Source organism: Bacillus sp. EB106-04-04-XG123, from assembly GCF_058791855.1.
In genome coordinates, this window is the sequence record NZ_JBYTDZ010000001.1 from 109,220 (window position 1) to 128,055 (window position 18,836).

The 18,836-nt window shown below is 41.1% G+C and carries 19 protein-coding genes; 3 read left to right on the plus strand and 16 right to left on the minus strand.

Annotated elements, in window-relative coordinates; all coding sequences use genetic code 11:
- Position 1: 1 nt before the first annotated feature.
- A complete protein-coding gene (locus AC3WTB_RS00580; RefSeq protein WP_039178904.1) occupies positions 2-448 on the minus strand; it encodes a hypothetical protein in 447 nt (148 codons plus the stop codon).
- 295 nt (positions 449-743) lie between these two features.
- Here AC3WTB_RS00580 and AC3WTB_RS00585 point away from each other — a divergent pair, with 295 nt between their 5' ends.
- Positions 744-1,286 carry a DL-endopeptidase inhibitor IseA gene (locus AC3WTB_RS00585; RefSeq protein WP_039178902.1) on the plus strand — a complete coding sequence of 181 codons (543 nt, stop codon included), beginning with the start codon at positions 744-746 and terminating at the stop codon, positions 1,284-1,286.
- Positions 1,287-1,318: 32 nt separating this feature from the next.
- Here the strand turns inward: AC3WTB_RS00585 and AC3WTB_RS00590 are convergent, their stop codons facing one another.
- From AC3WTB_RS00590 to AC3WTB_RS00620, 7 genes are all read right to left on the minus strand, one after another.
- Positions 1,319-2,167: an STAS domain-containing protein gene (locus AC3WTB_RS00590; protein ID WP_039178899.1), complete on the minus strand. Its 849-nt coding sequence runs from the start codon at positions 2,165-2,167 to the stop codon at positions 1,319-1,321.
- A 147-nt stretch (positions 2,168-2,314) separates the two neighbouring features.
- A complete protein-coding gene (locus AC3WTB_RS00595) occupies positions 2,315-2,695 on the minus strand; it encodes a sporulation protein (protein WP_492333431.1) in 381 nt (126 codons plus the stop codon).
- Between the two features lie 259 nt (positions 2,696-2,954).
- Positions 2,955-3,863, minus strand: a complete 909-nt coding sequence (locus AC3WTB_RS00600; RefSeq protein ID WP_039178896.1) for a trypsin-like serine peptidase — start codon at positions 3,861-3,863, stop codon at positions 2,955-2,957.
- A 194-nt stretch (positions 3,864-4,057) separates the two neighbouring features.
- Complete coding sequence (locus tag AC3WTB_RS00605) at positions 4,058-7,201, minus strand: bifunctional cytochrome P450/NADPH--P450 reductase (RefSeq protein ID WP_327842495.1); 3,144 nt, start codon at positions 7,199-7,201, stop codon at positions 4,058-4,060.
- A gap of 21 nt (positions 7,202-7,222) precedes the next feature.
- A complete protein-coding gene (locus AC3WTB_RS00610; protein ID WP_059375412.1) occupies positions 7,223-7,801 on the minus strand; it encodes a TetR/AcrR family transcriptional regulator in 579 nt (192 codons plus the stop codon).
- A 227-nt stretch (positions 7,802-8,028) separates the two neighbouring features.
- The gene (locus AC3WTB_RS00615; protein WP_058838689.1) at positions 8,029-8,739 is read right to left on the minus strand and encodes a DUF421 domain-containing protein; all 711 of its coding nucleotides are present in this window, start codon (positions 8,737-8,739) and stop codon (positions 8,029-8,031) included.
- 64 nt (positions 8,740-8,803) lie between these two features.
- Positions 8,804-11,020, minus strand: coding sequence for an RNA ligase (locus AC3WTB_RS00620; RefSeq protein WP_144490485.1), 2,217 nt, complete (start codon positions 11,018-11,020; stop codon positions 8,804-8,806).
- Between the two features lie 110 nt (positions 11,021-11,130).
- On the opposite strand from AC3WTB_RS00620, the gene AC3WTB_RS00625 reads away from it, so the two are divergent.
- A complete protein-coding gene (locus AC3WTB_RS00625; RefSeq protein WP_247544149.1) occupies positions 11,131-11,322 on the plus strand; it encodes a TIGR00366 family protein in 192 nt (63 codons plus the stop codon).
- 12 nt (positions 11,323-11,334) lie between these two features.
- On the opposite strand, the gene AC3WTB_RS00630 is transcribed toward AC3WTB_RS00625, so the two are convergent.
- The 7 genes from AC3WTB_RS00630 to AC3WTB_RS00660 all read right to left on the minus strand — a co-directional run bounded on the left by AC3WTB_RS00630 (position 11,335) and on the right by AC3WTB_RS00660 (position 17,347).
- Positions 11,335-12,243 (minus strand): DMT family transporter, encoded by a 909-nt coding sequence (locus tag AC3WTB_RS00630; protein WP_039178879.1) that lies wholly within the window; start codon positions 12,241-12,243, stop codon positions 11,335-11,337.
- A 145-nt stretch (positions 12,244-12,388) separates the two neighbouring features.
- Positions 12,389-13,111 (minus strand): LutC/YkgG family protein, encoded by a 723-nt coding sequence (locus tag AC3WTB_RS00635; protein WP_059375419.1) that lies wholly within the window; start codon positions 13,109-13,111, stop codon positions 12,389-12,391.
- Positions 13,108-14,532, minus strand: coding sequence for a LutB/LldF family L-lactate oxidation iron-sulfur protein (locus tag AC3WTB_RS00640; RefSeq protein WP_492333186.1), 1,425 nt, complete (start codon positions 14,530-14,532; stop codon positions 13,108-13,110). The genes AC3WTB_RS00635 and AC3WTB_RS00640 overlap by 4 nt, the downstream gene beginning before the upstream one ends.
- Before the next feature lie 15 nt (positions 14,533-14,547).
- Positions 14,548-15,270 carry a (Fe-S)-binding protein gene (locus AC3WTB_RS00645; RefSeq protein ID WP_058838693.1) on the minus strand — a complete coding sequence of 241 codons (723 nt, stop codon included), beginning with the start codon at positions 15,268-15,270 and terminating at the stop codon, positions 14,548-14,550.
- Between the two features lie 189 nt (positions 15,271-15,459).
- Positions 15,460-16,311 carry an SDR family oxidoreductase gene (locus AC3WTB_RS00650; RefSeq protein WP_064498502.1) on the minus strand — a complete coding sequence of 284 codons (852 nt, stop codon included), beginning with the start codon at positions 16,309-16,311 and terminating at the stop codon, positions 15,460-15,462.
- A gap of 100 nt (positions 16,312-16,411) precedes the next feature.
- On the minus strand, positions 16,412-16,825 hold the full coding sequence (locus tag AC3WTB_RS00655; RefSeq protein ID WP_064498501.1) for an Rrf2 family transcriptional regulator: 414 nt from the start codon (positions 16,823-16,825) through the stop codon (positions 16,412-16,414).
- Positions 16,826-16,873: 48 nt separating this feature from the next.
- Complete coding sequence (locus AC3WTB_RS00660; protein ID WP_081258458.1) at positions 16,874-17,347, minus strand: VOC family protein; 474 nt, start codon at positions 17,345-17,347, stop codon at positions 16,874-16,876.
- Positions 17,348-17,512: 165 nt separating this feature from the next.
- Between AC3WTB_RS00660 and AC3WTB_RS00665 the strand changes: the two genes are divergently transcribed.
- Positions 17,513-17,956, plus strand: a complete 444-nt coding sequence (locus AC3WTB_RS00665; protein WP_039178858.1) for a DUF2188 domain-containing protein — start codon at positions 17,513-17,515, stop codon at positions 17,954-17,956.
- Positions 17,957-17,979: 23 nt separating this feature from the next.
- Here the strand turns inward: AC3WTB_RS00665 and ku are convergent, their stop codons facing one another.
- Positions 17,980-18,828, minus strand: coding sequence for a non-homologous end joining protein Ku (gene ku, locus AC3WTB_RS00670; RefSeq protein ID WP_048240214.1), 849 nt, complete (start codon positions 18,826-18,828; stop codon positions 17,980-17,982).
- Positions 18,829-18,836: the final 8 nt, after the last annotated feature.

Here is an 18,836-nt window from a genome sequence, read left to right on the forward strand (position 1 = left end):
CTTATGCACAAGAATAGGCAAGAATACTTGAACTTGGGAAGGAACCAAATGTAAAGTTCGGCCATATAAAACCAGTTGTTCGGCCAAAAGGCTGTGAGGAAAGAACGAACATTAAAAATACTTGACCGTTTCTCAAAAACACAATTGTCCATCTTCTATTACATCCCGCTGCAAATTGTACAGTTTGATGACCTCCGCCAACACCGTGCCCAGATATAAGCGACTGCATACTCTGTGGCTGCGAGAGTGCTTGTTGATACTGCGAAATGATATGCTGCGGCGGTGCCGGCGGTGCAGATTGTCCGCCTGAACCTTGCCCTGGCCAAGTACCTCCTCCGATCGGAAACCCAGGAAACCCTCCACCTTGAGGAATACCAACAGATGGAAATCCTTGCATCTGCCTATCATATGAGTACCCATTCCACACACCTTCATACGGATGATACATAATAAACACCACTTTCTTTAGACATTCATCACGACAGTATATGTCATAAATAAAAAAGTGTGTTAAACGTCTAAATAGAAATTTTTCCAAAAGACGTTTCGTTCTTCTTTAGAACGGTTAAATAATCATTAAGAAGAAAAATAAAAAAAATGAAAACTTTTTGTCTCCTTCAAACGTTATATAATTAGAAACAAAAGAAATAAAAAACATTTAGATTTAATACTTGTAATATCACTGTAATTATTGTAACATTTGTAACATAAGAAGTTTTCATTGAGAAAAGGAGGCAATTGCCTTGAAAAAATTATTTGTTTTATTAACTGCTATTATGCTTATGATCTCATTACAAACTACAACATTGGCCGCTTCCAAGAAATCAGCCGCTTTGACAAATAAAGAAGCGTTACATATTGCCCTTGATGCAAGAGAACACTTTTGGAGTGCAATGTCAGGCTACAAAATTAAAGAACATTCTAATTACAAATTAAAATCATTTACCTATAAAGATATGACATACAACTATCTTTCTAAAACATTTGATACAAAGAAAAAATTAAACAGCTACCTATCTCAAGTGTTCACTCAAGATGCCATCAAACATGGTTTAAAAGATTATCAGTTTATTGTTCATAAAGGCAAAATGGCTGTTCCAGTCGGTGACGGAGATAACATGCTCAATTGGGAAAAAGCCACACCTAAACTTGTTTCTAAGAAACAAACAGTCCGCACATATGAATTTACTGTCCCAACACTTGATGGACGCAAAGTAAAACGAACTGTTACGTACGAAAAAGTACAAAAAGATTGGAAAGTCACACAAATTGACGCTGTCATCTAAATAAAAAACCAGGCCTCTCATCGGCCTGGTTTTTATATTGGAGAAAATTCAGTCATGCGGTCCAGCGCGTGAGCAAGTGATGATGCCGTGCGAAATTCATTAAAAGGAAGCCCGAGCTGTACTGCTGTTTGAGCAATTTCTGGTCTAATTCCTGAAATGGTCGTCTCTACTCCAATTAACCGAAGTGACGTAACAAGGTCAAAGATTTGATGAGCCACCATTGTATCAATAATGACAACACCCGATAGATCAATACATAAATGCTGAACCCCTTTTTGCGAGCACTGTTTTAGCGTATTTTCTAAAATAATCTTTGCTCTCGCTGTGTCAATATCACCTACTAAAGGCAACAACGCAATCTGGCTTTTTAAAACAATCACCGGTGAACTCAATTCATAAATCATATCTCTTTGAGCCACAAGCTTCTTCGTTGTATTTTTCACATATTGCTGGATAAACACATGGATTGAAATATTAAACGCTTCGGAAATTAAATCATACCAATAAAAAATGCGGTCAATATCAATGTCACCTTGACGCTGTTTAATAAATTCTTTTAAGTAATGCAGAACGACTCTTTGATTGGACATGTATTCTCTTACGACATAATCTAATGGTGTATTTAAATGCTTCGGATCACTGGCTAAATCCTCAGACCATTTTTTAAATTCAGTATGTAAATATGTCTTGTCTTCAATAATAGCTCGTATAAAGTGCTGGTAATAATCTTGATTTTGCCGTTTTAGCTCTGCAATGATGCTGGAATCTGTTGAACGATATATCGATTCTGGATCATCGTCCTCAATTGATTCATACCATGTTTCAGTCAGCTTCTCTGCATGCTGCATAAAAAAATCGTATAATGCACGGTTCTTATCCATAAGCAAATGTCCCTTCACATTTTCTTCTTGTCAGTCTTTGTACCTTATAGATTGATTGTACCACTGAATCTTTTTTCCCTGCCAGCTCGGATACGCTCTGCCATAAACAAAAAAGGCACCCGCTCGAGGGGTGCCTTTTCCTCAGATTTATTTCACAATGAATAATATTCTTTTCCCATCAGGAAATCCGCTGATTTGGTGCCCGACCCATGAGCCTGCTCCCCTATTATCAGATGGACTGACATATTGAACGCTTGCGCCTTTTCCTCCCTCAAGACAAACCGCCATCGGCCATTCATCCCGGTCAAATCCAGGTTTTGTCGGTATCCCTTTTAATGATTCTTGCCTGCGGGCATCTGCTCCATTCCTGTCAATGGTACACACATCTGAATGCCCTTTTCGAATGGCTTCTTGAATATGACTGCCTGTTTCAGGGTACCTTTCCTTTGGAAATTGAACGACATGATCATATCGATCAGTCCCTTTTGCTGCCTGCTTCTCTCCAAATCCACCTAACAACATGCCCATCCATATCACAAAACATAAAGCGACAGCAGCGATCCAGCCTCTTTTCATCTTCAAAAGCGCGTGACCTCCTCATCCATCTCAAGCATGGTTTTGACTTAAAGGAAATGTGACATTTTAATGTATGAGTGGTTCGCGAATGACATGTGAAAAAATTGATGTAGCTCTCAATCTCAAATCCACAGGTTAAAAAAATGAATCCTCTATTAAATGAATCCATACAAAAAAGCTTGTCCCCTATGAAGGAAACAAGCTCTATTTTTTATTGCGCTTTCGCATAGTTTATAAACTCCACAAAGGCAGCTGTCGCTTTTGGACCGCCATTCATCGTTCCGTTTGAATACCCAGCGTTATGAACTCCAACGATTTGCTGGTTCTGATCTAGCATGGCAGAACCTGAATTTCCGCTGAATGTATCAATCGTATAGTATGCTAGATTCGTATCTTCTCTCGTCACAGGACCTGACATCTCCCATTGTGACACCTTGCCAGTCGATCTCATTTTATCACCAGGATATCCTGAGATTTTAATGGTTGTCCCAGTCAAGTTTGTCACCTGGCGGATGGATCGGTAGCCGACCGTATTGCCAATATTCGTATCGGTTTTGATTACGGCAAAGTCATATTGACTTGCACCAGTATTAATATACCCGCTTGGCACATAGAACTCAGTCATTTTTGCTGAACCGTTCACCGCAGTACTATCATTCATACCTGGATATACGGTTCCTTTTTCACTATAGCTTCTCGATGCCGTATTGTACACGCAGTGTCCGTTTGTCAAAATTTTATTAGGAGCAATGAGTGTCCCTGTACAGCTGGAGCCGCCAAATGTAATATAAGCAATCGAATTGTATGGTGCTACTCTTGTATTTGCTACTTTGGTTCTACCATCGTCTCCAATGACGACTTTTGTTTGAAAATCTTTTAAATATTTTGATAGTGGTTTTACTTTTTCGCCAACAGTAGAAGAAAGATCATCCACTTTGTCAAAGGATGAGGGGGCTTTCGTATCATTGTGGAAATCACTTGAAGAAATCACTTTTCCATCAGAAGTCACCATGTCATAATCAGACGTTAGTACTGAATCCGATGCGGCATGGGCAAAACTAGGCACACTTAAAGCACCAAAAACGAGAAGAGAAGGGAGTAACATTTTCACCTTTTTCATCATATTCCTCCTTTATGTCCTATATCAAAAATCATACGATTGTTTCATATTGGAGTAAATGAGAGAATATTCTTATTTTTTACAAAATATTTCATATTTAAATTAGGTGTTTTGTAACTTCCCAACCTTCATTCTATCGATCTCTTTCTATGTGAACAGAAAAAAACCGCCTAATTGGCGGTCTTTCCTCTTTGTCAGCTCCACACATCTTTTACATATCTATTGTCATTTGCAAGGGCTGTCAGCCAATTTTCAGCTGTTTCCTTCGAGCATTGTTTCTCGTTTTGATAGAGATCGATTAGTGTAGCCTCTACATCTGGGGCCATGACTTTTCCGTCTCCGCACACGTAAAGGTAGGCACCTTGATCAAGCAATTCGATGAGCATGCCGCCTTCTTCTTTCAACAAATGCTGGACATATACTTTTTGCTCATCGTAACGAGAATAAGCACGATGGATATGGATAACTCCGTTTTGCGCGGCAAGCTGCATTTCATCAAAATATAGATCATCTTCCTCAGGGTGACGGCAGCCAAAATATAAGTGGGCTTCGCCTAGCTGCTTCCCTTCCTTCTGCCACACTTCTCTTGCCTGAACAAATCCTCTAAATGGAGCAATTCCTGTACCTGGTCCAATCATGATCATCGGCACTTCTGATGAAGGAGGCAGCTGGAATCCATCTTGCGCTTCATGCAGGAAGCAGGCTACTTCTTCTCCTTCTTTTAGACCACATAAATAGGTTGAGGCAACTCCGGCATATTCTCCTCTACCGCTCCACGCTTTATCTTTTACAACTGCTACTGTGATACTGACTTTTTCTTCATCTACCTTAGGCGAGCTAGAGATCGAATAATAACGCGGTTTCAAACCTGGTAAAAGCGCCAAAAAGTGTACAAACGGCAGCTCGCACGCTTCATATTGATCTAATAAATCCAGCATGGTTACTCGTTTCTTTAAAATGGCTTCTTGATATGCTTCACCAGCCATTTCTTCAAGCTCCACGCGGTGAGGCGGACATACCGTATGTGCTGCGAGCTCTCTTAGCTGTGTACGTGTCGCAGGCTCTTGAAGCTCAACATGTGAGGCGAGTAATTCTTTGATTGGAATCGGCTGATCTAATGGTAAATGACTTGCCTCTTTCTCAGATGAAAGCTTAATAAGCTGCTCTGGATTTAGTTTAAAGCGGCGGGTCACACGCTCAACGAGTGCATCACTATTTTTCGGTACAATCCCGATATGATCCCCTTCTTTGTATGCTTTTCCAGCAGGCAATTTCAATTCAATATGTCTTGTCTGCCTCGTGCTTGTTTCTGATTGTAATTCTTCATTTTTCAATACAACAGCTGAAAAGGCATCATATATTTTGGCTATAGGACGCTCCACTAGCTCATTCGTATAAGCAACTGATAGGTTTGGTTTTTCCTTCCCCTTTTCTTGGAAGGTGAGCTTAAATTCTTTTGCAAGCTGTTCAAAGACAGTTTTCTGGAAGATTTCTTTATCCTCATCCATATCACCGCCTGCATCACCTTCTCCTAAATCAGCTACACGTTTGGCTCCTTTTCTTTCAAGGGCCTCATCAATCAGACGGGGGATCCGCTGGTACGTACTCGCCCAGTTTCGATCTCCGCATCCAAAGACCGCAAATGTCACGTTTGATAAATCCTGCTCCTCATCCTGCGCCAGCCAATCCACAAATTGCTTCGCATTGTCAGGCGGATATCCGTTGTATGAAGCGGTCACGATGAGGACAGCGCCTGTATCTGGCAATTGGCGTGTATATTCATCAAGCGGCGCAGTGGTCACATCGAATCCTTTTGCTTTCCCATCTTCCGCCAATTCGTTCGCTATTTGCTTTGCTGTGCCAAGATTCGATCCGTACAAAACTAGCAGCGGTGTACCGTGACTCGGCACTTTTGACTCACTAGATTGGTTGCTTTTTTTCGGTTCTTCTTTCGGTGGTGCCATAAAGAATTGCTGTTTCCTTGGCCGCACCTTGATTTTGAAATCGTTTGGTTTAATCGTCAGAGATTCTTTTAAATTAAGCTCATAAGATGTGTGATCAATTAACTCTAAATTATGCAGGACCATCGCGAGAACCATCGTAGCTTCATGCAGGGCGAACTGCATACCGATACATGCACGCTGTCCATTCCCAAAAGGCTTGTAAGCATGCTGCGGGATTTTCTCAGGATGCGTAAACCGCTCTGGTTTAAAATCTTCAGCATCCTCGCCCCATACCGCTGGATCACGGTGTAATTTAGGGAGCAGAACAGAGACACTTTGATTCTTGTGAATCGGATATTTTCCCCCGATTACTGTGTCCTCTTTCGCATAAAGAGAGAACGTAGGCGCGGTTGGCCAGAGGCGAAGGGCTTCATTTAACACCATACGAGTGTAGCTTAGCTTTTGCACTTGTTTAAATGTCGGCAATCCGCCTTGCAGCACCTCATCTGCTTCTTGGACAGCTTTCTTCAATTTCTCTGGATTCTTTAGTAAGAAATAAATCGCAAAGGATAGCAGTCCGCTTGTTGTTTCGTGCCCTGCAATTAAGAAGGTGATGATTTGATAACGGATATTTTCATCAGATAAACGTTCACCTGTTTCAGGATCCTCTGCATGCAGCATAAGAGACAGTAAATCATCGCCTGTTTTATCTTGTTTTCTTCGTTCCTGTATAATGTCATCTACTAATTGCTTCATAAAATCGACATGCTGATCAAATTCTTTTCTTCTTTTGATCATGAGTTTATCGGCAATCGGCAATCGGCCCGACTGCTCCATTGCTTCATTTAAGCCTTTCAACATGCTTTCTATGAATGGATGCTGGTTTTCTTTATAAAAGCTGTTAAAGCGAAAATCAAAACCGCAAAGGCCGATCGTATCTAAAGTCAGCTTTGTCATATCCTCAGCTACTTCAATTTCTTCATCGCGGCCTGTTCTTTGCCATTTTTGTACAAGCTGTGTCGCAATATCGAGCATCATCTCATGATAGCCCTTCATGGCCTGCTGGCTGAATGCTGGCATCAAGATTTGATGAGCCTTTCTCCAGTTCGGTTCTTCTGTCCAGCTCGTAAATAACCCATCTCCTGCAAAGGCTCTTACTTTACTGAGACTAGTCCCAATAAATTTATCAAAACGGCTCTCATCAAATACTTCTTGGACAAGCTCATGGCTGGAAACAAAAATACTTGTTGCATTTGAAAATTCAAACTGAAAAATCGGTCCTAATTCATCTGCCAGCCGCCAAAAGGTTTGAGAAAGCTCCCCCTTTTTTATATGGGGAATATTTTTAAAAGGTCCGTATGTTTTTGGTTTTGGAATGATTGATGTTTGCTTCATATGCCCACTCCCTTTATCTCTTTATGATGCAACGCTGATGGCGCGCCATAAACATTGCTCAATCTCCTCTAAAAATTCAATTGTTGGCTCTATTTCTTCTGCAAGAATTTGTTTATGCAGCTGCACAAAAGCACCAAATACAATCGATAAAATGGTTCTGCCTGAGAGGTTTGGATGAATTCCATCCTTTTTCCCTTCTTCAAAGATAAGGAACAGCTCATGTAACAAATGCTGCATTTTCTCTTTGCTCGTTTCGTCTAAGTAATGGGACCGTTTATCAATCTCTAAAAAATACAGCCCGCTTGGATTCTCCTTTGTAAACAAAACCAAGCAATAAAATACATGCTTAAAGTACGCCCGAATACTTACCTTTGGATCCGGACTGTTTGTGTTCATTTTGTCGATAAATGCTGAGAGGCTGCGCTGGTACAAAATATTGACGAGTGCCTCTTTGCTGTCGAAATAACGGTAAATGGTGCCCGCTCCGACGTTTGCTCTTTTTGAAATCATCGGCATTGTGGTGCCATCAAAGCCTCGTTCTATAAATAGTTCCAGCGAAGCTTTCATGATCTGTTCTTGTTTATCAGTCACTGCTGGCATTTCATCCCTTCCTTTTGAAATATAGGAATGAACGTTCATTCCGCAAACGGTATATTATATTAATATTTCAATTTCATCTATTTATACTTAAACACACTTATTTTACTCCGTCACCACATTTTCTGAAAATAATAATAATTGAGAAATGATACCTAGGCAGATGACATCCAAAGGACTTATAAAGATTGTCAAATGTGTGTCATGCAGGTGTCATCGGCACTACACATTCATTCCTGATCGATTGGTGACTGAATGTGGTCGTCATATGTATCAATATATAAGCTTCCATTACTTGAACGGACAGCATAAACAATGTCCTTTAAGGACAGCTGCCTTTTTTTAAGCTCTTCTTCTATCCATTGCTCTGTTAAATGATTTTCATGTATGTTTTTTTGGATGAGTTTCCCGTCCATGATGACTTCAATCGGCATGTAACGCTCTGCCTTCATGAATAAATGAAGATCCTTCCGTGTGACATTTTCAAACGAAGGGTATTTTTTCACTGACATATGCCCATCTGTTTCAATCATGGCAAATTCAACTTCACTAATATCAAAGATGTCTTTTTCTCTCAGCTGCTGATTTAAATAATCAAGGGTATATCTCATTCCCTTCATATTTCCTTCAAGAATTTTCCCATTTTGTATGACAAGAGTTGGTTTACCAGCCATCAGCCCTCTCATCTTCCGGCTTCTTAATGCAATCAGGGAAATCACATAAATAATCATGACAAGTGACACAAAGGAAATCGTTGTGTGCTGTAGCGGCAGCGTTGTATTAAACGCCAGGTTTGCAGCAATTGAACCTAAGCTGATGGCTGCTATAAAATCAAAAATATTCATTTGCGCAATGGTTTGTTTCCCTAAAAGACGTGCTCCTCCAAATAAAATCGCAAAAGCAAACATTGTCCGAAGAATCACTTCAATATGTTCAGACATGAAAGTGTCCACCTTTCATTTGCATCAAAAAAAGCCTTTTCCTTAGAAAAGACTCTTTGTTAGACTATGCATTTATTTCATCATTATTCAATTGGGCAGTACTGCTTTGTTCAAATTGTGATCGCAGTTCAATAATTGAGCTATTCCTCACATGATCTGCTTCTTGCTCAAGAAGCCATGTATAGAACTTAGCTTGCTCCGCTGTTTGCAAAGCATGCATATATTTTTGCGAGGAACGCTTCTCTGCAACGCGCTGCTTGATCCCGCGCATCTGCTTCCAGAATTGATAATAAGGGAGCTTGAGTTTGGTCATAAAGCCGCGAGCGTCCTCAATGACATATCCCTCTTCTTCAATTGTGTCATCATGAGAGACCGCTTGATACCATTTATAAAAAGACGTCCAATCATGGAAAACAGCCACTTCCTGCTTGCTGGATATTCCCAGCTGCTTTCTTAATCTTTTCACTTCAGCGAATGGTGCTTTTTCGTAGCTTAACTGCCGCTTCACTATATCGAGTAAAATGAGTTGATCTTGTTCATATGTGATAATATGCGGATCTTTTTCTGGCAAAATGACTTCAAACACCAGAGATACATGCTGGTCACGGACGTATGATTTGATGTAGTCAGCTTGCACGTCATCGAAGGTCTTATAAAATAGCTCTTCGACCCAGGAGGCATGCTGATTTTGTTTCACATGTGATGTATACGATTTGGACGTAAACACCAATTCATCTTCCATTTCGTTATACCCAACAGTTCCTAGGTATCCATTTGCTTTATCATATACAGTGACAGGGAATTGTAAATGGTTCACTAAATGCTGCATTCTTGTCTCCGGACGCTCATCAATGTTAAAAAATTTATTGTAGCTTCTAGACACAATCTGCTTTGAAACCATGTTGACAAACAAACCTCTTGCCTTCACATTCACATCGTCCCACTGCCGCTCACTAAAAGCCTTTTTCGTAAAATTAAAAGATGAAATATGGTGTGGAAGCTTTAATTCCTGTACATATTCATGCTGATCTAAATGAGCTAAAAAATCATCCAGTGAAATATCTGGCTGAACAGCAGCTGATTGTTTTTTCTCAGAGGCTCTGTAGACTGGATTGTCAATTTCATGAGTCTCAATCCCTTCAGCCATGATTTTCAACACCCGTAGCTGCCCTCCAAATTCAACCTGACCTTCTAGGTTATAAGATCTTTCCGCTGCGTGAATTGGCAGTCTGTATAAATTGCGATGACCGTGAATTTGGATGACATCCAGCCCAGCCGTGTTTTGAACAAACAAGTGATCAATGTCATCTGAATATTCTCCTACGCCGTGAATGAGCTGCTGTGTTGAGACATGCAAAAGCTCTTCTGGCAAATGAGCAAGCCCCCCGTGGGTAACAAGAAATGTCTGGCCATGGTATGTAAAATACGTAAGCTGGTGAAATGTTCTAACAAACTTTCGTACTTCTTTTAAATCAAAATCTGCTGCTTCAAGTTCAGGCGCAGTATGCCTGTTAAACATATTGCTCCTGACTTTTTCACCATGTGCAAACCGGTATAAATGCTGATCATGATTGCCTTCAATGACGATGACATTCCGGCATTCTCTATGGGCAAGCATCCATTCTAATACTTCTTTGTTTTCTATTCCTCTATCAAGAAGGTCACCTGCAAAGATATAAAGTTCGTTTTCTTTGATATCTCCTTGCAAATAAGTGGTAAGTGCGGTGTAACAACCGTGAATATCCCCGAAAACATGAATGGCCTCATATTGATCAAAGGATCGAGGCTGATAGGTCATCACTTGCGGATATTCCTCCGGCTTCAAAACAGTCACCCATGATGGGACCTTTTCTGTTTTTAACCGCTCGTTCATTTGATACAAAACAGATTCCCGCACCACTTTGTGAGATTCACGTGAGCGATTTTGTAAAAGAGCTGTCTCAAGGGGCACCTGCGTGAAATCGACGACATACACCCTATAACGATACGATGTCGCTAAAGACTTATATTGAGAAATTGATTTGCTTGAAATATGTGTCGCATCAATCACAGTAAAGTCTCCGCGCTCCATACGGGCTGTGAGTAAATCGAATAATAAAGACCAAACTTTGTGGTCATGCTTGCTTGAAATGTCTAGTTTCCCATTGACTGATAGCTGCGGCGGCTGGGTTAACAGCCGGATTTGATCCGCTGATAAAGTGTAAGGCTCTAAGCCTTGTTCTTTGATCCATGTTGATTTACCTACGCCTGGGAGACCTCGTAAAAGGACTAAAGTTCTCATATTGGTTCTCCTTTAATGAGTGATATTTTACCTATTATAGATAAATTATGGATAAATCTCAATCTTTTATTGATTATGGTAATATATAGATAGAAAAGGAGGTTTTACGTATGTTTAATGGAGAGAATATGGTATTCAACATGGGAGATCTTCTATTTCAAGTGTTCTCTCTTCTGTTCATTGCCTTTATTGTGACAATCATTGTCCTCGCATTTCGCATGATTAGAAGAAAACGAATGGAATTGAAAAAAATCGAGGCAAGATTAAACAAAGTGATTGAAAAAAACGATCTAAAAGAGTAAAAAATCCGGGAGTTAACCGGATTTTTTTGTTTTCATCACGATTCCTTGACGCTGCTGCATCAAAAAGAAAAAGACACCTAAAAGAACAAGCAGACCGCCAAGCATTTGGAGCAGCGTGACTTTCTCTCCAAGAAGCCATACAGCAAGGATCGTTGCCCCAACAGGCTCTCCTAGTATACTCATTGAAATAGTTGTCGCATTAACATAAGTTAAAAGCCAATTATTAATGACATGAGACATAGTGGGAATGATAGCGAGCAATAAAAAGATTCCCCATTCTTTAGCCGGATAACCTATAAAAGGGGTTTGCTGAAGGAGATTGAATAAAATTAAAAAAAGACCAGCAAAACCAAATACACAAAAACTATAAATCCAATGAGATATTTTTCTTACAGCCTGTTGACCTATTAACAAGTAACAAACAACAGCGATCACACTCAAAAAGGATAAAATATCTCCTAAGATGGCTTCCTTGCTATGACCAATATCTCCCCAGCCTATCATGAGGGCACCAACAATCGCTGCACACATCGTCAATAGAGCAGACATCGTCGTTCGTTCACGGAAAATGAGGAATCCGCCTAATAAGGACACCATCGGTTGTAGAGCGATAATAATGGTAGAGCTTGCCACTGTCGTCAGCTTCAGTGAGCCAAACCACAGCACAAAATGGAGGCCTAAAAAGAAGCCTGACATACATAAGAAAAACCAGTCTCTGCGTTTTATTGAGAGAAATTCTTTTTTTCTTGGCAGGATAAATGGCAGCATGAAAGCCGCCGCAAAGATCATTCGATACATACTTAAAATAGCAGCAGGTGCATTTGACCATTTCACAATGATTGCAGAAAACGAAATAGCAATTATCGAAATCACAAGTGGCAGTGCAATTGATTTCGTTTGAGCAGTTGTCTTGATTTCCATTAGCAGCTTCCTTTACATCAGCAGTAGATGAGCAGTTCATCTTATATGTCGTCATCTTACTATGTCCATTCACCTAGTGGCAAGATGATTTTTTAAAACTGGCGTCAACTTGTTGGATGAAAAAAAGCTTTCATTACGAAAGCCTTCATTCATCATCTATTAACAGATAAATGGCCTGAACTGGACCATGAACCCCTACCACTAAATTCATTTCAATATCGGCAGAATTACTTGGACCTGATATGAAATGGATGGCACCTTTCGCCTGCTCCCCCTCTTCTACTGAGCGATTAAGAGCCGAAACAGCCTGAATCATTCGCGGAATAATCGAGCTTTTCTCTATACACACGATATACATCATTGGCAAAAAATGCAGCGCTCTCCCTTGACCTTGATGGGATGAAAGGACAACTGTACCTGATTCTGCAAGGGTATAATCACTGAACACAACTGCATATTTCGCTTGTTCTGCCTGCCTTATGTTTTCTTCTCTTGATAGATCTGTATTCCAGCAGGCGATGGAAATCCCATCTCGTTGCAAGCTGTCAAACATAGGGCTGAAACCATATTGTTCAAAGCGATGATCACACGATGTCATCACAGCACCCTCACCATATTCTGTCATCAACAATCGTAATACCGAGGGCGCTTTCTCCGGTGTTGTTTCGACTACTCTTGTATGAATTTGCTGACATTGCTTTTTCAATTGCTCGACTAATTCATCTTTAGACAAACTTCCGTTTGTATCCCACTGGACTTGATGCTTCCATGCCGGCCGTTGAATAGAGGCAGATGGGGAAGAGTTTTTGCCTAATTGATGCTGGATATGAGATAAAAACGACTCTCGGTGAGAAATGGTCCCCTTCATCGCTGCTCCTCCTTTTGTCTCTTCTTAAACCAATCCCTGAATCTTTCTTTACTTGGAGCTGGCAGGTCACGAATATCTGTCCAATTCTTTAAAGGACCTATTCCTTTTGAAATTTGTCCATTTGTCGCCATACGATTCATCAATGCAGGGGCTGCTTTTGTTCCAAATTGATACATCCCGGGAGACGCTGCCCCTATGCCAAACATTTTCATCGCCAGCATTTCAGTTTTAGGCGCTCTCCCCTCTTTTTCAACGATTACCTGTCTATGTTTAATCAATAACTCATGAAGTGGAATCTTCACTGGACAAGCATCCGTGCAGGCTGCGCACAGACTTGATGCAAAGGGGAGCTCCTTGTAGTCATCATAGCCGCCAAGAAGCGGCGAAAGAACAGCTCCGATTGGCCCTGGATAAATCGAACCGTACGAATGTCCGCCAACATGCCGGTAAACGGGGCAGACATTGATGCAGGCTGCACACCGGATACATTGGAGAACAGGCTGAAAGGCCGTTCCTAATATATTTGACCGCCCATTGTCCACAATGACCAAGTGGAATTCTTCTGGTCCATCCACTTCACCTTCTCCTTTTGGTCCCACTACAGAAATATAACTAGTTAATTTCTGGCCGACTGCGCTTCTGCACAAAAGACCCACAAGGACATCCAGTTCCTCCATCGTTGGAACAAGCCGCTCCATTCCCATAACGGCAATATGCGTCTTCGGTATAGCCGTGACAAGATCTGCATTCCCTTCATTTGTTACAAGGCAGATGGACCCTGTGTTGGCCACTGCAAAATTACAGCCGGTCACACCAATATCAGCTTCTAGGAATTTTTCACGCAAGATGGCTCTTACAAAATTCGTCATTTCTTCGGGTGTTTCTGACATCTCATACCCTAGCTTCTCATGAAATACTTCCCGTATTTGCTCTTTCGTCATATGAAGAGCAGGTGCCACAATATGTGAAGGCGGTTCATGGTCATCCACTTGCAGAATATATTCACCAAGATCGCTTTCTACCACCTCACAGCCGACCTCTTCAAGCGCTTGATTCATCTCGATTTCTTCTGTGACCATTGATTTTGATTTGACGACCTTTTTGGCTGCTTTTTTCTGTACCACCTCTTGAATATATGCTGATGCCTCTTCCTTTGTTTTCGCAAAAAAGACATGGCCTCCGCGTGCACTTACACTTTCACTTAATTGATATAAGTAGTCATCAAGATGCGTCAGCGTATGCTGCCGGATTTCCTCACCAAGCTCACGCCACTTTTCCCAATTGCCAAGCTCCTCGCTTGCAGTCAGCCGCCTTTTATACAGACGTTCCTGTGCTGAGGAGACAGCACCTCTCATGACAGCGTCTTCTAAACCTTTCCCGATCCGTTCTTTAAAGGCCTTTTCTCCAATTTTCATACTCATGTGCCGTTCCTCCTCTTAAAGTCCGCGGCTGTTTAATACTTCTGCGATGTGCATCACTTGGATGGGTTTATCAAGACGGTTCAGCCTCCCGCCAATATTCAGCAGGCAGCCGCAGTCAGCACCAATAATATAATCAGCGCCTGTCTCCTCTATGCTTTGTACTTTTTCGTCAACCATCTGCTCAGAAATAGGGGTCATTTTCACTGAAAAGGTTCCTCCAAATCCGCAGCAATTTTCTGCGCGGGGCAATGGTCTCATCGTCAAATCTTTGACATTTGACAACAGCGTAAAAGGCGCCTCCTTAATACGCAGCAGTCTCGTCATATGACAGGAGGTGTGATAGGCTGCGTTCCCTTTCAGGCTTGCCCCTACATCTGTCACGTGTAATATATCAACAATAAACTCTGTTAATTCATATGTTTTTGCGGCAAGTGCCTCAGCTTTGGCCGACCACACTCGGTCTTCTTTTAAAAGATGAGGATATTCTAAAAACATCGCCTTACACGAACCTGATGGTGTCACAACATATTCAGCTGATTCAAAGGCTTTGATCATATTTTTCGCTGCTTTGATTGTCTCCTTTGTATAGCCGCTGTTAAAGGCTGGCTGTCCGCAGCACACTTGTGCTTCTGGAAATTCCACTTCAACACCGAGTCTTTCCAATACTTCCACTGTCGCCTTTCCTACATTTGGCTGCATCGTGTCAACTAAACAAGTAACGAATAAATGGACTTTCATCGGCGAACTTCCCTTCTATTGCTGCATTTTGATTCATCATTCTGATCATCTGATGATTAAATAACAGGCCTTAATTTCATTTTAATCCCAAATTTCTGAAATTTCAACGAAGTGATTTGTCTAAAATTTGTACTTATGGACTGTGTGACTAAATAAAAAAACGCCCTTTTCATAGGGCGTTTTTGATGTTTATTTTGAAATCAATTCACTAATTTTTTCTTCAATAGGTGTTAACGGCCGGCCTAGCAATGTTTCAAAATCTTGGCTTTCGACGGCTAAAGCACCATCGCGAATGCCGCTTTGAATGGCTTTGACAAATGGCACTGCTTCTTTTGGTACACCATTTGAAGCTAAAAATTCTCCAAATGTATCTACATCTATTTTTTCTACTTTGATTTCTTTTCCGCTCACCTTGCTGACAATTTGTGCAAGTTCACTATGTGTCCGAAGCGGGCCTGACAGTTCATATATCTCCTGATCATGTACTGGAAGTGTTAATGCATTTGCTGCCGCTTCTGCGTAGTCATTTCTTGTTGCCCAGCCAACCTTTGCTTCGCCAATAGGGCTTAAAAATGGTGCGCCGCTGACTGACGCCAGAATCGTATCTTTTTCGTTTTCAACATACCAGTTGTTTCTTAAAAATACATGAGGAATGCCAGAGGCCAAAATGGCTTCTTCTGTTTTGGCATGGTCATTTGCAAGGACAAGCTGACTCTCTCTTGCATTGACAACACTTGTATAAGCAATAAAACTCACATTTGCTGCTTTTGCCGCTTCGATTGCCGCTTTATGCTGCTGCACGCGGTCTCCATCCGCCGTTGAAATGATCAACAGACGGTCAATGCCCTCAAATGCTGATGTCAGGGTGTCTGGCTGAGTAAAATCTCCACGGCGTACATCCACCCCAGCATCCTTCAAATGTGCTGCTTTTTGCGGATTTCGAACACTGACTGCAATTTGTTCAGCCGGTACTTTTGTAAGCAAATGCTTGACGACGAGCGATCCAAGTTGTCCCGTTGCGCCTGTTACTAATAATTTCATTTGTTGACCTCCTCATTTTTCGTTCAACGGTGATGTGCATTCGTTATAATCGAAATGGTTACAACAAAGGTGTAAAAAAAGCTCTAATGTACGAGCTTTTTTATTCCGCCTCTGTTAATAATTGCTGAATTGTCACTTGCTTTAGGTGATTCTCAAGTGCATCTTGTGCTTCTTTTAGTTCATGCCGAAGTCTCGTGTCCATCGCTTGACCAATCGGGCATGCGATGACGGGCTGATGAAAGTTAAACAATTCTTCATCCTCGCTTACATCCACAGCACGATACACATCTAACAGCGTAATATCCTCAGCCGCTCTTTTTAAATAAGCACCGCCTACTCCGCGGCGAATCTCAATGAGACCCGCCCGTTTGAGCATTGCCATCATTTTTCGAACAATGGCTGGATTTGAATTCACGCTCTCTGCAATAAAATCACTAGTACACTCTTTTGGAACACCTGCAATAAATGACACAATATGAACAGCAATCGGATACCTGCTGCTAATTTGTTTCACAATCTTTCACCACCGTTGTAATCAATATAGTTACAATGAGTGATTTTGTCAATCAATAAACGGATTTTTCTTTCGTTCCCAATCCTCATACGTCATGATATCGTAGTCTTCACCTGTATCAAGTTCAAGCGGAGCAATGCATTCAAGCAGATTCTCATCTGGGTCAAGAAAATAGATCGCTGCATGAAATTGCGGCGGATTATCGAGAACTAAAGGCTGCTTTTCTTCTGAAAAACCAAACATTGGGTGAATGCTGATGCCTCTTTCAATCAGCCAAGTCTTGATCTGTTCGATACTAGACGTTGTAATTTGAAAGGCAACATGCCGAGTCGCTGGATGGTATGGAAAGTCATTTATATCTACTTTCCACAGGCCAAGCCAGCTCTTTCCTTTCTCAATCCATAAAAAAGCAACTCGTTCATTTTCATGAGCAAGTGTCAATTCCAATTTTTCATAAAACGCAATAGATGCCTTCAAGTCACTCACAGGTAAATGTGCTTCATATAAACCTTTCATCATCATCAAAATCACTCCTTTTCTACCTTCTATTCTGCAGGAGTTGATGATATTCTGCCTCAGCAAAACGATGTATTTTATCCCTAACATTAGTTTGAGAGACATTGTATGTTTGACCCATTGCAGATGGGGGAAGGTGTTCAAATAAAATAACAGAAAGGAGCGGTTCATATGCCTTGGACGATGAACGATTATCCAGCTTCATTTCAATCATTAGACAACGTCATTCGAAAAAAAGCGCTTGAGATTGCCAATAAAATGATACAGGAAGGCTATGAGGAAAATAGAGCCATTCCAATTGCAATCAGTCAAGCGAAAGAGTGGAAAAAGAACGCAACGGAGAAAGAGGTAGAGAATTTCTCATCTCATGGTTCTGTCAAACCTTCTGAGGGCAGTAGCTCCGCAAGACCAGAGCTCATGGATCATGCGCAGCATGTAGTGAAGCACAAGGAAGGCTGGGCGATTCAAACAGAGAAAGCGAAACGAGCAAGTGAGGTCAAAGAAACAAAACAAGAAGCAATTGACCGGGCAAAGGAGATTTCAGCTAATAAAGGAACATCCGTTGTCATTCACCGAAAAGATGGGACGATTCAGGACGTGTTAAAGCCGCAATAAGACCGCTCGTCAGCGGTCTTATTTTATGCATTCTTTTCTTTTTTCGCTGGTGTTTTTCTTTTCTTAGGCGCTGCTTTTTTCGCTTTGGCTGGTTTTGATCGGTCGATTGATGCCTGTAGTGCGGCCATTAAATCAGTCACATTGGATGCAGGATCTTTTTTACCTGTCGTTTCAGGTTGAACGGTATGTTCTCCAGATATTTTATCGCCAATTAAATTCATCAGCTGTTCTCTGTATTCATCCTGATATGCCGCTGGATCGAATGTTGTGGTCAGCTGCTCGATTAAAAGGAGCGCTGTATCTAACTCTTTCTTGACAATGTTCTCCTCTTGGGGAATATTCGGTACATCTGATACTTGTCTAATTTCGTCAGGGAAATGAATGGTTTCCATCAGCAAAATATGTTCATAGCACCTAACGATCGCTAATTGCTCCTTTGAGCGGATCATAATTTTTGCCACACCAATTTTCCCCGATTCCTCTAAAGCTTTTCTTAATAATGAATAAGCCTTCGCTCCACCGGTATCCGGTGATAAGAAATAACTTCTTTCATAATAAATAGGATCAATCTCTTCAATCTTTACAAAATCAATGATTTCAACGGCTTTTTCTTCATTTTCTTTTCGCAATTTTTCTAGCTCTTCATCGTCCAATTCAATAAATTTATTTTTCGCATATTCATACGCCTTCACAATTTGTTCCGGTGCTACCTCTTCACCGCAATTAGCACATACTTTCTTGTAGTTAATGGGCGTGTGGCACTCTTTATGCAGCTGTCTTAATTTAATGTCTTTGTTCTCTGTAGCGGTAAACAGCTTGACTGGAATATTGACCAATCCGAAACTAATGCCGCCTTTCCATACTGTATGCATCGCGCTTC

Excerpts from the sequence above, each read along its gene's own strand:
- AC3WTB_RS00580 (WP_039178904.1), bottom strand. The coding sequence starts at position 448 with ATGTATCATCCGTATGAAGGTGTGTGGAATGGGTACTCATATGATAGG.
- AC3WTB_RS00590 (WP_039178899.1), bottom strand. The coding sequence starts at position 2,167 with ATGGATAAGAACCGTGCATTATACGATTTTTTTATGCAGCATGCAGAG.
- AC3WTB_RS00595 (WP_492333431.1), bottom strand. The coding sequence starts at position 2,695 with ATGGGCATGTTGTTAGGTGGATTTGGAGAGAAGCAGGCAGCAAAAGGG.
- AC3WTB_RS00600 (WP_039178896.1), bottom strand. The coding sequence starts at position 3,863 with ATGAAAAAGGTGAAAATGTTACTCCCTTCTCTTCTCGTTTTTGGTGCT.
- AC3WTB_RS00605 (WP_327842495.1), bottom strand. The coding sequence starts at position 7,201 with ATGAAGCAAACATCAATCATTCCAAAACCAAAAACATACGGACCTTTT.
- AC3WTB_RS00610 (WP_059375412.1), bottom strand. The coding sequence starts at position 7,801 with ATGCCAGCAGTGACTGATAAACAAGAACAGATCATGAAAGCTTCGCTG.
- AC3WTB_RS00615 (WP_058838689.1), bottom strand. The coding sequence starts at position 8,739 with ATGTCTGAACATATTGAAGTGATTCTTCGGACAATGTTTGCTTTTGCG.
- AC3WTB_RS00620 (WP_144490485.1), bottom strand. The coding sequence starts at position 11,020 with ATGAGAACTTTAGTCCTTTTACGAGGTCTCCCAGGCGTAGGTAAATCA.
- AC3WTB_RS00625 (WP_247544149.1), top strand. The coding sequence starts at position 11,131 with ATGTTTAATGGAGAGAATATGGTATTCAACATGGGAGATCTTCTATTT.
- AC3WTB_RS00630 (WP_039178879.1), bottom strand. The coding sequence starts at position 12,243 with ATGGAAATCAAGACAACTGCTCAAACGAAATCAATTGCACTGCCACTT.
- AC3WTB_RS00635 (WP_059375419.1), bottom strand. The coding sequence starts at position 13,111 with ATGAAGGGGACCATTTCTCACCGAGAGTCGTTTTTATCTCATATCCAG.
- AC3WTB_RS00640 (WP_492333186.1), bottom strand. The coding sequence starts at position 14,532 with ATGAGTATGAAAATTGGAGAAAAGGCCTTTAAAGAACGGATCGGGAAA.
- AC3WTB_RS00645 (WP_058838693.1), bottom strand. The coding sequence starts at position 15,270 with ATGAAAGTCCATTTATTCGTTACTTGTTTAGTTGACACGATGCAGCCA.
- AC3WTB_RS00650 (WP_064498502.1), bottom strand. The coding sequence starts at position 16,311 with ATGAAATTATTAGTAACAGGCGCAACGGGACAACTTGGATCGCTCGTC.
- AC3WTB_RS00660 (WP_081258458.1), bottom strand. The coding sequence starts at position 17,347 with ATGATGATGAAAGGTTTATATGAAGCACATTTACCTGTGAGTGACTTG.
- AC3WTB_RS00665 (WP_039178858.1), top strand. The coding sequence starts at position 17,513 with ATGCCTTGGACGATGAACGATTATCCAGCTTCATTTCAATCATTAGAC.
- ku (WP_048240214.1), bottom strand. The coding sequence starts at position 18,828 with ATGCATACAGTATGGAAAGGCGGCATTAGTTTCGGATTGGTCAATATT.